This window comes from Haliscomenobacter sp., assembly GCF_040403615.1.
Lineage (GTDB): Bacteria > Bacteroidota > Bacteroidia > Chitinophagales > Saprospiraceae > Haliscomenobacter.
In genome coordinates, this window is sequence record NZ_JBBAKG010000072.1 from 1 (window position 1) to 14,380 (window position 14,380).

Genomic DNA, 14,380 nt, shown 5'->3' on the forward strand with positions numbered 1-14,380 from the left:
CTGAGCTAAAGCACGATTTTGCATTCAATACGCGGATTTGTGGGTAATTGACAGGTCTTAGGTGGTGAAAAAACAAAGCAGCGAAGCTGCCGGCATAAAGTTTTTTGATTGACTAATCACTTATTTTTGCCCCACTACTAAGCTGGTGTTGGCGTTAATGTTTGGTTTTAGCTCGCAAAAGCCCCCATCGCATCCCAAACCGGGTCTACAGGCAGGGGAGCAGTCAGGATGACCGTTTCATGCGATACTGGGTGCTGAAAACTCAATTTCCAGGCGTGAAGGTGGATAGAACGGTCTTTGTTGCTGCGGCGTGCGCCGTATTTTACATCCCCTTTGATGATGCAGCCCATTGCGGCCAACTGAGCCCGGATTTGGTGGTGACGGCCCGTGAGCAACTTGACTTCCAGTAAGTGGTAGCGGTCGCTACTGCCCAGGTGTCGGTATTCTAAAATGGCTTGTTGTGCGTTGGCATGCCCTTTTTCAGCACTGATGACGGAGCGGTTGGTTTGGCCATTTTTCCAGATCCAATGTTCCAGACGGCCACTGGGTTCGGCGGGCATCGCTTCTACTACTGCCAGGTACGTTTTTTGTACCTCCCGATTGCGAAATTGTTCGTTGAGGTTGGCTAGTGCTTTGGCCGTTTTGGAAACCAATACAATGCCACTGGCCGGGCGATCCAACCGATGCACCAGTTGGACAGAAGATTTGGTAAAAATTTCGGCCAATTGCAACAGGGTTTTGTCTCCTGTTTTGTCCGCCTGTACAGGAACGCCTGCTGGCTTATTGAAGGCAATCAGTTGGTTGTTTTTATACAGAACCCAGTCTCCAATGCGTTCTTGAGCATTGACTGCTTCCGGGTTTTCACTTGAGTTCTTCATAGTCGATGTAATCGTCGTCAGTAGAGTTGGTTGCTTTGCCCTGCTTCTCTGGTTCGTTCTGATATGGTTTGCGAATGTGATCTTGCGGTTTGCGCCCAGGGATGCCCGGTTGATAGGTGAATAGGCGATAAGCAATGTAGATCACGGCAAGCATGAAGATCATTTTCAGCATAGCGGTAAATTTGTGGCAAAGGTACGCGCTATTATTTGATGTAATGAGAAACTTTTTGCAGTATATCAGCATCATTTTTTTAGTTTTGCGAGTCAATTATGAAAAATAGCTTGATTCGATAGGAATCTCTGATTGACAAATTGTTGATCTCCGGTTAATCTAGTATTACTAAATTAAGAAAAATCATAACGAACGCATGGGTTCTTTTAAGCGTACAACAAACATTGTTGGTTGGCTGGTGTTCGCGGTCGCGACAGTGGTCTATTATCTTTCCGCCGAACGCACAGGTAGCTTGTGGGATTGCGGCGAATTCATTCTCGGAGCCTTCAAGCTTCAAGTTGTTCACCCGCCGGGCGCACCCTTGTTTTTGCTGATTGGCAGAATGTTTGCCTGGGTGGCCACCTTGTTTTCAAAAGAACCTGAAAGCATTGCTTTTGCGGTCAACATGATGTCGGGCTTGTGTACTGCCTTCGCAGCGATGTTTGTCTCCTGGGTAACCATTATCCTGGGCAAACTGGCGTTGAATGGCCGAGACGGAGAGCCTGGTACTGGCGATCAAATTGCATTGGCAGCCGCAGGTTTGGTAGCAGGTTTGGGTACCGCTTTTTGTACTTCCATCTGGTTTTCGGCGGTGGAAGGAGAAGTATACGCCATGTCAACCTTCTTTACGGCACTCACCTTGTGGGCAACTGTCAAATGGTACGCACTGCCCGACGATCACCAAAACGATCGCTGGTTGATTTTTGCGGTGTACATGGCTGGTCTGTCTATTGGGGTTCACTTGCTGAGTATCCTGACTTTCCCTGCCTTAGCCATGTTCTTTTATTTCAAGCGTGCCAAAAATGTCACTTTCGCCGGAACGGCACTTGCTGCTTTTGTGGGGGTTGTTTTGGTGGGTTTGGTACAGATCGTGATCATCACCGGATTGGCTCAGGTCTGGGCCAGCTTTGAAATGTTGTTTGTCAATTCTTTTGGCTTGCCGTTTCACTCCGGGATTATCCCAACTGTGTTGATCATTCTGGCCGCGATCTATTTTGCCATCCGCTATGCACACCTCAATCAAGAGTCAACGGTTCAAAATGTAGCCATAGCATTTGCGCTGATGGTTTTGGCCATGTCTACCTATGGTATGGTCATCATGCGGGCCAACTCCAATCCGCCGATCAACATGAACGCTCCCAAGGATGCATTGAGCCTGTTGCCTTACCTCAACCGGGAGCAATACGGCGATCGTCCTTTGTTGCGTGGGCCCAATTTTCATGCGCAACCTATTGATGTAAAAACCGAGAAACGCTATGGTCGGGTAGGGGATCGTTACGAGCACGTTTCCGATAAAGTAGACTACGTTTACAACGACGCTGATAAAATGTTTTTCCCCCGCATGGCTGACCCTTCACAAGGTCGCCCTGCTTTGTACGCGCAATGGATGGGACTAGATCCCAATCAACCCTTGCCGGAAGGGTGGAAGCCTACCCAAGCTCAAAACTTCGGTTTCTTCTTCAATTATCAGGTCAAATGGATGTACTGGCGCTACTTTATGTGGAACTTCGCAGGCCGTCAAAACGGTGAGCAAGGTTTGTACCCATGGGACAAGTCTGCAGGACATTGGTTTTCGGGCATTCCGTTTATCGACAACGCACGCCTGGGCGATCAAAGCAACCTTCCCGAAGTACAAAAGCACAATCCTTCCCGCAATAGTTACTACATGCTGCCCTTTATTTTTGGTCTTTTGGGGGTCGTTTACCACTTTGGCAAGCGCCGCAACGACTTTTTAGGGCTGTTGGCACTGTTTGTGATCACAGGTCTGGGTATCATCGTTTATTCGAATCAACCACCGAATGAGCCACGCGAAAGGGACTACGTATTGGCAGGCTCCTTCTTTGTGTATTGTATCTGGATGGGGATGGCCGTACTGGCCATTTACGAAATGCTGCGCGATCGCGTAAAACTGAGCGGCCCGGTCGGTGCCGGATTGTCAGGGGCTTTGGTCATGATCGCTCCACTGCTGATGTTGACCCAAAACTTTGACGACCACAGTCGCAATGGCCACTACGCTTCGCGGGATTATGCCTCCAACTTCCTACAGTCGGTTGAGAAGAATGCCGTGATCTTTACCTACGGTGACAACGATACCTACCCACTCTGGTACGCTCAGGAAGTAGAAGGGATTCGCCGCGATGTACGGGTGGTCAACCTAAGTTTGATTGCCGTGGATTGGTACATCGACTTGTTGCGCCGCAAAGTCAATGACTCTCCAGCCCTGAAGCTCACTTTGAGCAGCTCTGCTTATCAAGGTGACCGCCGCAACCAGGTGTTCTTTGTAGAGCAAGGTGCTTCTCAAGGGGAAATGAGTGCCCAACAATTCATGAAGTTTGTCAGTGAAGATCACCCACAGCAATTGAGCAATGGAGGGTCTACGGAGTCCTTCTTGCCTACCCGCAGCGTTTATTTGCCCGTTCCGCGTGAAAAAGTCATTCAGATGGGCTTGGCCAAAGCAGGCGACACCACGTTGGTAGACCGCATTCCGTTGCGCATGCCTGCCGAGCAATACATGACCAAAGACGATATCGCCATATTGGATGTGATCACTTCCAACCTCTGGGAACGCCCGATTTATTTCGCGGTTACGACCCAGGCCAGCAAGTTCTTCGGTTTGGATGATTACATGCAACTGGAAGGTCTTGCCTTGCGCATTATGCCTACTCGTACGCCAAGCGATCCAAACTATGGCCTGATTGGCAGTGGAAAGGTAGATGCAGAAAAAGTATACAACAATGTGATGAAAAAATGGCGTTGGGGTAACTTTGACAAGGAGCCAACTTTTGTGGACAACAGCTATGCACCTAGCTTGCAGAGCATGCAATTGGTGATGCGCCGCGCCGCAGGAGAATTCCTTGCTGAAGACAACAAAGCCAAGGCAATTGCCTTGACGGATGAATATTTCAAGGCTTTCCCAAATTTCAACTTCCCTTATGATTACCGCACCAATTATATGCTGGAAATCTACGTAAGGGCAGGAGCATACAAGAAGGCCAAACCGCATATGGAGATCCTGGCCAGAGAAACCCTGGCGCAGTTGAAATTCATCAGCTCGCAGGAGCCAGAAGTGATTACCTCTAGCTACGACTTGCAAAAGCGCCTGGCCGAGCAAACCATGGAGACTCTCCTGCGCGATGCTACCGAGAATAAGGACGATAAATTTGTAGCGGAACTGACCAAGCAATTTGCGCCATTCCGCCCTGCACCAACGGAGAATTCGTTGTTTCAAACAACGCCTCCTCCAGGGCAGTAATGGTTTAAGTTTTTTGTTTTTAGGCTTTTAGGTTGCATACAATTTTACACCGTTTTGTAAAATTGTGTGCAACCTAAAACCATAAAAATCCTACCCACCACTTACGGGCGGAATCAACACCACCTCATCCCTCTCTTCAATAACTTGCTCATCGCTGGCGTATTCTGTGTTCAGCGCGATGGCAAGGTTGTTCAATTGCATTAAGGCTGGATATTGAGCGTATAGGCTGCTGCGCAAATCGGCGACACGCGTTGCCGCAGGAATTTGCATTTCCAGGGTACTGCCCCCTAAAATATCTCTGGTGATGCCAAAAGCCAAAATTTTTATCTTCATTACATTTGTTTTAGTGTGCATATGTTTTCCCCAAAAGAATTGTTATTAGTCAAAATTACCTGTGGAAAACCCTAGTATTCGTCACGAAAAAGTCATAAAAACGTTAAATTAGCACATTTTTATACCGCTTTTTGGGTACTCTCGTTTGTCGCAAACCTTAGCTTTTATTTGGGTTTTCTTAACGAATGCCCCAAAATGGGCTTTGTTGTCGTAAAAAATGCCAAATAATTTTCCAAATCAAACAATCGTTTACAAAGAGTATTGAAATCTGGACTGATTTACAATGCATTGTGTAAACCAAGAAACGGGCTTACCTTTGCCTCCGGTAGTAACGAAATGAAGTCTTCAAGACACATCTAGTTGCTGGGGCATATTGCCCATCTGAACTGACTAGGTCAAAGTAATGGAATTATTTATAAAAGGTTAGTTCAGTATCACCAAAATTTTTTTGATGAATTTCCCATGGACAGTTGCTGCGGCACTGGCGAGCGGTATTGCCGTTTCACCAGTGGGTGTCAGCGCCAAAGCACACAAAACTGAGGTAAGTATTCATTCCAGTAAAACTGGACTTACCGAAACACTCGTGAAGGAACGACTCAGTAAAATGAGCCTCCCGATTGAAGTGAAAACCAATGAAGCCGTAATGTCCCGTATTCGCCAGTACATTGTGACTGGCAAAAAAGAGACAGAATTGGTCATTGGTCGTTCCAACCTGTACTTCGCCGTATTTGAGCACTATCTCAATGAATACGGACTTCCCGAAGAACTCAAGTATTTATCCGTCATCGAGTCTGGTTTACAACCACAAGTGCGTTCTGGAGTTGGCGCGTCCGGCATCTGGCAATTGATGCCAGTAGCGGCCCGTCACTACGGTTTGCAAATGGGTGGTGGCGTAGATGAAAGACTCGACTTACACCGTTCGACCGAAGCAGCAGTAAAAATGCTGAAATACCTGCATGATGAATTAGGTGATTGGACTTTGGTTTTGGCCGCTTACAACTCTGGAATCGGCACCATCAAATCGGCAGTGCGCAAAGCGGGTAGCCGCAACTACAGCCAGGTGAGCAATTTTTTGCCCCGTGAAACGCGCCGCTATGTTCCAGCCTTCATTGCTACAGCTTATGTGATGAGTTTTTACCAGCAGCATGGCTTGCAGCCAGTCATTCCTTTCTTTTACTCCGCTGATACCCGGGTGATCCGCATTTACCGCAGCTTGTCTTTTGGAGAAATTGCGCGGATTACGGGGTTGAAAACCTCCCTTATTTCTGCACTCAATCCCAGCTTTACTGGAGGGCTTGTCCCTCGCAGTGGCAAAGGCAACCTGCTGATGCTGCCCAATAGCGAAAGCTCAAAGTTGCTGCGCAATTACCTGGATAGTGGAGTGAAAAGCCCTGAAGGCACCTTTAAAACAGCCTACGTGACTTCCAAAGGAGATGATTTGCAAAAAATTGCCTCTTTATTCAGTACCTCTGTCGAGAATCTGGTGAAATGGAATGACATTCGTGACGGCAAAATCGTTATCAATCAAGAACTTGTACTTTATCTTCCCAAAACATTTTTCATCAAGAGAGCGTAAGTTCGATTGGAAAAAAGTGTAGAATGACCCCTCGTTTCTGAGTAAAGAACGAGGGGTTTTGTTTTTTGCCAAATAAATATGCCTCCATCAAAAGCCAAGCCCAAATAATTCCCGACCTTACGATCGATTTAAATAGTGCTGCAATAAGTAGCGCGATCACAACATATGCATACATATACTGGCTTCAGCCTCTTTAGAACCAGAATTTTAGGTGAAAAAATTGATACCAAGACGTTTGAGCACAGCTCGGGTATCCTCTTACCACCCATTTATCAGCTCTTTGTGGCCTCCTTTCAAATGAGCCGCGAATTGCTGGGCTATGAATACTGGGATGAATCTGAACAAAAAACTGCTGGATTCAGCCTATTCACCCATGTGGAGCATCGGGATCATTTCGTCGGTTGCGAATTTTATCCCTTGGAGGAAACCATCGAAGTGATGAGAAATGCCTACAACGAGGATGACGAAATCTGGGACGCAGGCTTGCTGACCATTGCCGATAATGGCATGAATCAATTTGTTCTCTTAGGTACTTCTCCAGAAAATAAAGACAAAATTTTTCTGGAACGCAGTGATCTAACCCCGCGCTTGATTCCGCTTGCCGACAATATTTTTGAATTCATCCGCGGTTTTGAACTCAAACCTTCCGAACAGGATTTGGGGGGCATCAAATTGCAGCAACTTTACCGGAATTGGGGCGAAGATTTTTGGCGGGTGCGCACCGAATCGAGAGAGTAACCAGGGTTGAAGCTCCCACAAAAAAAGAGCCATAACTTGTTCAATCAAGCTATGACTCTTTATCCTAAAATATATTGATTGGTCAAGGAATCCTTTCCTATTCCGCGCCAGTCAATCCATACTGCTTCAACACTTCTTCTGGTACGCCCTGCCATACGTTTGGCTGGTTGCCAATGTAGCCCAGGTCTTTAATGCCCATTTCGGTGGTATAAAATCCCGTCATGGTCAAATCGCGCATCAGGTTGAAAAAGGCAACGCCCTGCTTCATGGCTGGCTTGGCCTGCTCTGGATAAGCGATGTCATCTACAATTTGGATGCGCTCGGGGGCGCTGGCCTCCACAAATTTCTTTCCAAAACGCTTCATCGATTGGTTGTCGAGCCACATCATGCCACCTCTCAGAGGCGTTTGTTGCTGAGGCATGTCTTTGGCAATAAACTCGATGAAGGCAGGCACTCCTGCCTGTGAGGCGCTTCCTGAAGCCGCATCGGCAGGCAGAATGATGTCACACAGCACCGTTAGCGTAGCCATTTCATGGGGCGTGAAAAAAGTTTCTGCCATCAGTTTGGCGTCCCGGACTTCTTCCTCTGGAGTGCGTCCGGGGGCTGCTTTACTTTTCTTCTTTTTGGCCACTTCCACCAGGTTCTCATTTTGGGTGGTGTTGGCCGTGATTCCGGTGGAGGCCGTGGCCACCCCAACCGAAGTCAACGCAATATTTCTGAGCAAATCTCTTCTTTTCATTGGTCTTAATTTAAAACATCAACAAATCAGCAAACTAACAAATCAGGTCATCAACCCTTTATAGCTTGTTTGCTTTCACCTGCTCGATGATGTACTCAGAGGTACGCATTGAAGAGGCCAGAATCGTCCAGGTTACGTTTTTGTCGCCTTGTGTTACGAAAGGAGCTGCATCCACCACGAAAAGGTTTTTCACGTCGTGCGCTTGTTGCCATTGGTTGAGCGCAGATTTGTTGGGGTCATTGCCCATCCGCACGGTTCCCACCTCGTGGATGATTTTGCCCGGTGCTTCCAAACCATAATTGGTATCGGCGCCCGGTTTCTTGCCTTGCGGAATACCGCCCATCTCAACGATCAATTGCTCAAAGGTATCCTGCATGTGCTTGGCTTGCTTGACCTCATTGTCCGACCATTTGTAGTGGAAGCGCAGCACCGGAATGCCGTATTTGTCTACTTTGTCGGGATCGATCTCGCAGTAATTGCTTTCGAGTGGAATCGGTTCGCCGCGACCCGCCATGCCCACGTAAGCACCAAAGAAGCGACGTGCGTCATCTTTGAGGCGCGATCCGTATCCACCTGCTGGTTTTTTTGATCCATCGGCATAGGGATGCTTTCCATTCATGCCCTGCATGCCCATGCCGAAGCCATAGCCAGGCATGCCCATGCCACCACCGTACTCAATGTGGTAACCCCGGGGGAAATCAAGTTTATTGCTGTCGAGCCACCAGGGCGTATAAACGTGCATGCCACCCACGCCATCTTCATTGTAGCGCTTGCGATCCATCAGGTGTGGAATGAATCCCGAGCGACTGGCGCCAGTTGAATCATTCAGGTATTTGCCCACCACGCCACTGCTGTTGGCCAAACCTTGCGCAAAACGGGCAGATTTGGAGTTGAGCAACAAGCGCGAAGATTCGCAGGCAGAAGCGGCCAATACCACCACTTTTGCTTTTACACTGACCTCTTCACGGGTCAGGGTATCTACATAAGAAACGCCTGTAGCCAGGCCGGTTTGGGCATCGGTGAGTACTTCACGTACCATCGCGCCATTAACAAGCGTCAAATTTCCCGTTTTGAGTGCAGGAATCACCAATACCGAAGAAGAGGAAAAGTCGGCATACGCCACACAACCCCGGTTGCACTGGCGGCAGTAAAAGCACACACCACGCTCATCGTTGATCTTTTGAGTAAGGATCGACAGGCGCGAAGGAATAACCGGGATTTGCAGGTTTTTGCCCGCTTTCTTGATCATCAACTCGTGCAAGCGAGGTTTGGGTGCGGGCAAGAAATGACCATCTGGCTCATTGGGCAGGTTTTCTATGGAACCAAATACCCCGATCAGCTTGTCTACCCGATCGTAGTAAGGCTTGAGGTCGTCATAGGTAATGGGCCAATCGTCGCCAATGCCTGTCAGAGAGCCACGGCGGAAATCATCGGGGCCAAAACGGAGGGAAATGCGTCCCCAGTGATTGGTACGGCCACCCAACATGCGTGAACGAAACCAGTGAAACTCGGTTCCGGCTACCGCAGTATAGGGTTCTCCTTCGATTTGCCAGCCACCCCAGGCGGCATCAAAATCGCCGAATGCCCGGGTAGTTCCCGCTCCTCGGCGAGGCGACTCCCAAGGGTTTTTGAGTTGGGTAACGTATTTAGGATCGGCGGGATCGTAGTAACCACCTGCCTCCAGTAAACAAACTTTTGCGCCAGCTTTAGCCAGCATGTACGCAGCCATACCACCTCCAGCTCCTGAGCCGACAATGACTACGTCGTACGTTTTTGCTTCCTCTTTGATCTGAAATAGACTCATAGGTTTTGAGTTTTGGGTATTAAGTATGACGCAAAAAATTACTTCCCGATTTTTTGAGAGGGTTTTGAATAGGAAGCTCACTTTAAATGAAGCGTTCGACTTCCTATTCAAAACCCAAAATCGGGAAGTTAATTTTTCTGCGTTATTAAATCGGTAGAATTCTATAAATCACGCCCGGATCTTCTACCGTCACATAAATGTAACCATCAAGACCCATTTCTACGTTGCGGAGGCGACCAATGTTTTGCAGCAAAATTTCTTCTTTTTGCACTTTGCCATCCTTGATCACACAGCGATTGAGGTATTGGAAGCGCAGAGAGCCTACCAGCAAGTTGCCTTTCCAGGCTGGATAGCGATCGCCCTTGATGAAGGTCATGCCACTTGGCCCGATAGAAGGCACCCAGTAATGCAGCGGTTGTTCCATGCCAGCTTGTGCCGTTTTGGGCGTCAAGACAGTACCATCGTAGTTGATGCCATAAGAAATAGTCGGCCAGCCATAGTTCAAGCCTTTGTGGCTGATGTTGATTTCGTCTCCTCCGCGTGGGCCGTGTTCGTGTTCCCAGATTTCGCCCGTTTCAGGATTCAGACACATACCCTGTGGGTTGCGGTGGCCATAAGAGAAAGTAGACTGTACTTTTCCTTCTTGTCCTACAAATGGGTTGTCACTCGGAATCGAGCCATCGTCTTTGATCCGGTGAATTTTTCCGCCAAAAGTGGTCAGCAATTGTGGGTTTTCAAAATGCATGCCCCGGTCGCCAACAGAAATATACAGCAAACCATTGCGGTCAAATTCCAACCGGCTGCCGTAGTGGTGGCGGGTTTGGAAATAGGGGAGGGCTTCGAAAATTTCCTTTTGATCCACCAAGTTGGTGCCATCCAGTCGAGCGCGAACCACTGCGGTAGTAGAAAGGGTTTTGCCGCCTTCCTTCTTGGATTTGGAGAAAGACAAGTAAATCAGGTTGTTTTGCGCAAATTGTGGGTGAAGCTCTATATCCAGCAGGCCGCCCTGTCCTTCCACCAGTACTTCAGGAACGCCAGTCATCGGCTGCAAATTACCTGCGGCACTGCGGCGGTACATTTTGCCATTGCGGTCGGTAATGATCATGTCTCCGCCGGGCAAAAAGGCCAAACCCCAGGGGGAATTTAATCCGTCGGCTACTTTTTCGAGGCGGAAGTTTTTGCCTTCAGAAGTGAAGGTGGCACCATCTTTGAGTCGCTCAACTTTGGTCAGGTTGTATTTGTCCATGTTGGCAATACTCTTGACGATGTAGTCGGCCATGCTTTCTATTTCCTTTTTGTTCAAGGCTTTTGCGAAAGTAGGCATGCCATTGTCTGGCCAGCCGTTGGTGATGGTTTTGATCAGGTCAGCACGGTTATTGCCGTGCTTCCATTTACGGTCTACAAAGGTTTGTACCGTTTCACCGTGGCAGGAAGAGCAAATCTCCTTAAAAATTTGCTCAGGATTGCGCGGTTTGATGCTGGATTCCCTTGAGTGCGTGGCTTCAAAAAATGCCAAACTCAGGGCTAGCAAAACAAGTGTTGAAAAGGAAAAATATTTAGTCATCGCGGATGCTTTTGGGTGCAGCCACGAATATAAAAAAATGTGTTGGGCAAAATGGACTTGTGCTGTAAATTTCGTCGAATGACTTGGTTAAATGACCAAAGGCATTTGGCGATGGAATCGGGGGCGGTTGAGGTATTGGCAGCTTCGCTGCTTTTTTTTCACCACTTTAGGCACTTCAGACACCTGAGATTCACTAGAGTTGAATGTTATTTTTTTTCTTAGGTGAATCTTAGGTGCCTCAGGTGTCTTCGGTGGTGGAAAAAAGCAGCGAAGCTGCTAAAACATCAGGTATCTGAGGTGAAAAAATCATTCTTTAATCACTTCCTTCACCGCAAAACCGTCTTTGGACACGATCCGCAAGAAATATACCCCGGCTGCGCGATTCGACAAGTCAAAATTTTCCTTGAATTTGCTGTTGCTTTCCAGTTTGCGCTGCTCCAATTTGCGGCCAAGTTGATCGTACAATTCCAGGGTCACGCGCTCGGGTTTGGTTAAGTTGAGTTCCAGGATGGTTTTTCCATCGGTTGGGTTGGGATACAGTTTGGATGCATTGGCGAGTTCCAGATTGGGCAATCCAACAGTTCGACTTACCGAAATGGGGTCGCTGCGGAAGGAACAATTGTTGGCATCATATACCTCCACTACATACGTGCCAATGCCGATGGCCATCAAATCTTCGGTTGCGCTCAGCAAAGTATTGCCATTGAACCACCGGAAATCATAAGGTGGCGATCCACCCGCCACCGAAATGTCGATGCCTCCTACATTGCCAGATGGGGCTGGAACGATCCTGATGTTGGTAATGGCGAGGCGTTCGGGTTGTTTGATTTCTACTTCCATCGTGTCGCGGCAATTGCCTTGATCGGAAAGGGTTACCGTATATTTTCCTGCCTTTAAACCCCGAACTACATTGGTGGTTGCGCCATTGCCCCAGGCGTAATTGTAGGGAGCCTGGCCACCCCGCAACGTTAAATTGGCAGAACCAGTGGCTTCTCCAAAACAGCGAACTTCCAGCAATTGTATCGACGTTACGCTCAGGGGTTCTGAACCACCTACTGTTACCTGATCTGTAGAGGAACAACCCGTGATGGAATTGGTTACCAACAGGCTATAACTGCCTGGCCTGCTTACGGTAGCCACTGCTGCTGTTTTGCCGGATACAATCAACCCGCCATCCAACTCCATCCATTGATAGCGAATTTGAACCCCTGACGCTGATTTACTCCCATCCAGGCGAACCTGGTTGGTGGTACAGGTGATGGTTTGATCCAAACCTGCATTGGCGGTTGGCGTGGCATTAACATCCACGATGACTTCATCGGTGCTGGTACAGCCATCTTTGCTCACGCTGACCGTATATTCTGAAGGAATGATGGGCTGTACCTGAATGGATGCCGAAGTTGCCCCGGTATTCCAACGGTAAATTCCTCCTCCTGTTCCGGTAGCTACCAAATTGGCCACCTGACCCGAACAAATGATCTGATCCTGACCCGCGTTGACAATGGGTTTGGGCAACACCGAAACCAGCACATTATCGCTTGCTTCGCAGCCATTGGCACTGACCGAAACCCCGTAATTGGTCGTATTAACCGGACTAACGGTGATGCTCGAAGTCGTGGCTCCGGTACTCCAACGGAAAGGCCCGGTGCCGCTGGCCGCTAATGTGGGGCTCTCGCCCGCACAAACCGTAATGTCTATACTCGCAGTTACCGATGGCCCCGGGGTAACATTGACTGTAGTACGCCCAATCGCACTACAATTGCCATTCGTGACAGTTACAGTGTAAGGTGTCGTTGAAAAAGGTGATACTGAAATGGTTGAAGAGGTACGGCCATTGCTCCAGAGGTAGGACGCTCCTCCCGAGGCAGTAAGGACGGTTGACTGACCAGAACAAATGGACTGATTGGGAGAGATGTTTACTTGAGGTGCAGTTTCCAAATCAACATTCACTTGATCGGACGCCGAACACCCACTTTTGGTTACCGTAACGGAGAAAGTAGAGTTTTGCACCGGGCGAATCGAAATGGTTGCAGAGGTTGCCCCGTTGTTCCAGCGATAAGTGTCTCCACCTGTAGCGACAAAAACGATGTTGTCTCCTGAACACAGCTGTAAATCTGGCCCCAAATCGATGACCGGGGTTTCGCTTACAATTACATTGACTTCATCAACGCCAGAGCAGCCACCCTGGGTGATGGTCACGGTATAGGTAGAATTGACTTGAGGCCGTACACTAACGGTAGCAGAGCTTTGCCCTGTACTCCACAAGAAATTTCCCACTCCGGAAGCAGTTAAATTCAGTGTTTCGCCCCGGCAAATTTGCCGATCTGGCCCCGCATTTACGGCAACGGTGGCACAGGAACTGCGGCTTTGTGAAATCACCACTTTTTGGATCTCATTTTCGGGCCCCAGGATAAGCAGGGTATCCATGCGGTCGGCATTGGTGTTGTTGGGGTCAACTTCTACCCGAAGTATATCGTTGGCAAAGCCGCTTGACGTGGTCACCTTGAGCCAGGGGGAAGTTCCCATTTTGCGAGCGCTCCAAGACATGTTTGAAGCTACCTTAAATTCTGCAACACCTCCTTGTCCGGTCAACTCGCGTTGGGAAGGAGAAACCCTTAAACTATGTGGTGTACAGCAGTTGTTGAGCTCTGTGATCAAACTAGTTCCACCTGAAACAAATCGGTTGGTAGCCGTTACTATACTGCCATCAATCGGTTGGTATTGTGGCGATAAATCATAAGAAACATTGTTGCGGGTCAATTTTATTTTAAACGCATCGTTTGGGGCATACCCACATTTCAGCGTATCACCGGTGGCGTCTTGCGGCAAGGAAACCTGGAGTTCAGTACTATTCCAATTGGCAGTTGTGCTCAATAAATCACCGCGACTGTTTTTTGGATAAAAAAAGTTCAATTGATCATTGGGGTTCAGCCTTTGTCCATTGATGCGGGTATTGCGCAAGGAACGCAATACTAGATTGTGCCGACTGCTGGCATTGACTGCGCAGGATGCAGCCCCAATTTCTTTCAGAAAAACAGCGCCCTTGGTGTAATCGCTGCAATTGACACTGAGTGTATATGCCCCATTGGAACCACTGATTGCCTGATCCACAATTAGGTAGTACACTCCGGGATTGAGCATCAAAGTATCGGATCGAATCAGTGCGCCGAGATCATTGGTTTCGGCAAAGGCCAGGCAATTTTTTCCACAAAGGAAGTCGTATAAAAATACGCCCAACCCTGCTTGCCCCTGTAAACTGATGCTGACTTTGCAGGGTTTGGTCA

10 protein-coding genes are annotated in these 14,380 nt (G+C 48.4%); 3 read left to right on the forward strand and 7 right to left on the reverse strand.

Annotation, left to right across the window (positions count from 1 at the left end; genetic code table 11):
* Positions 1–167: 167 nt before the first annotated feature.
* Both ABW391_RS20105 and ABW391_RS20110 read right to left on the reverse strand, forming a co-directional pair.
* Positions 168–878: an RluA family pseudouridine synthase gene (locus ABW391_RS20105; protein WP_353483703.1), complete on the reverse strand. Its 711-nt coding sequence runs from the start codon at positions 876–878 to the stop codon at positions 168–170.
* On the reverse strand, positions 862–1,050 hold the full coding sequence (locus tag ABW391_RS20110; protein ID WP_353483704.1) for a hypothetical protein: 189 nt from the start codon (positions 1,048–1,050) through the stop codon (positions 862–864). Before ABW391_RS20110 ends, ABW391_RS20105 begins: the two co-directional genes overlap by 17 nt.
* 196 nt (positions 1,051–1,246) lie before the next feature.
* Here ABW391_RS20110 and ABW391_RS20115 point away from each other — a divergent pair, with 196 nt between their 5' ends.
* A complete protein-coding gene (locus tag ABW391_RS20115) occupies positions 1,247–4,342 on the forward strand; it encodes a glycosyltransferase family 117 protein (RefSeq protein ID WP_353483705.1) in 3,096 nt (1,031 codons plus the stop codon).
* A gap of 90 nt (positions 4,343–4,432) precedes the next feature.
* On the opposite strand, the gene ABW391_RS20120 is transcribed toward ABW391_RS20115, so the two are convergent.
* Positions 4,433–4,675 (reverse strand): MoaD/ThiS family protein, encoded by a 243-nt coding sequence (locus ABW391_RS20120; RefSeq protein WP_353483706.1) that lies wholly within the window; start codon positions 4,673–4,675, stop codon positions 4,433–4,435.
* Positions 4,676–5,126: 451 nt separating this feature from the next.
* Here ABW391_RS20120 and ABW391_RS20125 point away from each other — a divergent pair, with 451 nt between their 5' ends.
* Together ABW391_RS20125 and ABW391_RS20130 are read left to right on the forward strand one after the other, a co-directional pair.
* Positions 5,127–6,251 carry a lytic transglycosylase domain-containing protein gene (locus ABW391_RS20125; protein ID WP_353483707.1) on the forward strand — a complete coding sequence of 375 codons (1,125 nt, stop codon included), beginning with the start codon at positions 5,127–5,129 and terminating at the stop codon, positions 6,249–6,251.
* A 165-nt stretch (positions 6,252–6,416) separates the two neighbouring features.
* On the forward strand, positions 6,417–6,989 hold the full coding sequence (locus tag ABW391_RS20130; protein ID WP_353483708.1) for an SMI1/KNR4 family protein: 573 nt from the start codon (positions 6,417–6,419) through the stop codon (positions 6,987–6,989).
* A gap of 97 nt (positions 6,990–7,086) precedes the next feature.
* On the opposite strand, the gene ABW391_RS20135 is transcribed toward ABW391_RS20130, so the two are convergent.
* The 4 genes from ABW391_RS20135 to ABW391_RS20150 all read right to left on the reverse strand — a co-directional run.
* Positions 7,087–7,728 carry a gluconate 2-dehydrogenase subunit 3 family protein gene (locus tag ABW391_RS20135; protein ID WP_353483709.1) on the reverse strand — a complete coding sequence of 214 codons (642 nt, stop codon included), beginning with the start codon at positions 7,726–7,728 and terminating at the stop codon, positions 7,087–7,089.
* 58 nt (positions 7,729–7,786) lie between these two features.
* Positions 7,787–9,532 (reverse strand): GMC oxidoreductase, encoded by a 1,746-nt coding sequence (locus ABW391_RS20140; RefSeq protein WP_353483710.1) that lies wholly within the window; start codon positions 9,530–9,532, stop codon positions 7,787–7,789.
* Between the two features lie 145 nt (positions 9,533–9,677).
* Positions 9,678–11,096 (reverse strand): PQQ-dependent sugar dehydrogenase, encoded by a 1,419-nt coding sequence (locus ABW391_RS20145; RefSeq protein WP_353483711.1) that lies wholly within the window; start codon positions 11,094–11,096, stop codon positions 9,678–9,680.
* A 306-nt stretch (positions 11,097–11,402) separates the two neighbouring features.
* Positions 11,403–14,380: T9SS type A sorting domain-containing protein (locus ABW391_RS20150; protein WP_353483712.1), on the reverse strand; the 2,978-nt coding region annotated here is incomplete at its 5' end.

Coding starts and splice junctions, on each gene's coding strand:
- ABW391_RS20105 (WP_353483703.1), bottom strand. CDS start 878: ATGAAGAACTCAAGTGAAAACCCGGAAGCAGTCAATGCTCAAGAACGC.
- ABW391_RS20110 (WP_353483704.1), bottom strand. CDS start 1,050: ATGCTGAAAATGATCTTCATGCTTGCCGTGATCTACATTGCTTATCGC.
- ABW391_RS20115 (WP_353483705.1), top strand. CDS start 1,247: ATGGGTTCTTTTAAGCGTACAACAAACATTGTTGGTTGGCTGGTGTTC.
- ABW391_RS20120 (WP_353483706.1), bottom strand. CDS start 4,675: ATGAAGATAAAAATTTTGGCTTTTGGCATCACCAGAGATATTTTAGGG.
- ABW391_RS20125 (WP_353483707.1), top strand. CDS start 5,127: ATGAATTTCCCATGGACAGTTGCTGCGGCACTGGCGAGCGGTATTGCC.
- ABW391_RS20130 (WP_353483708.1), top strand. CDS start 6,417: ATGCATACATATACTGGCTTCAGCCTCTTTAGAACCAGAATTTTAGGT.
- ABW391_RS20135 (WP_353483709.1), bottom strand. CDS start 7,728: ATGAAAAGAAGAGATTTGCTCAGAAATATTGCGTTGACTTCGGTTGGG.
- ABW391_RS20140 (WP_353483710.1), bottom strand. CDS start 9,532: ATGAGTCTATTTCAGATCAAAGAGGAAGCAAAAACGTACGACGTAGTC.
- ABW391_RS20145 (WP_353483711.1), bottom strand. CDS start 11,096: ATGACTAAATATTTTTCCTTTTCAACACTTGTTTTGCTAGCCCTGAGT.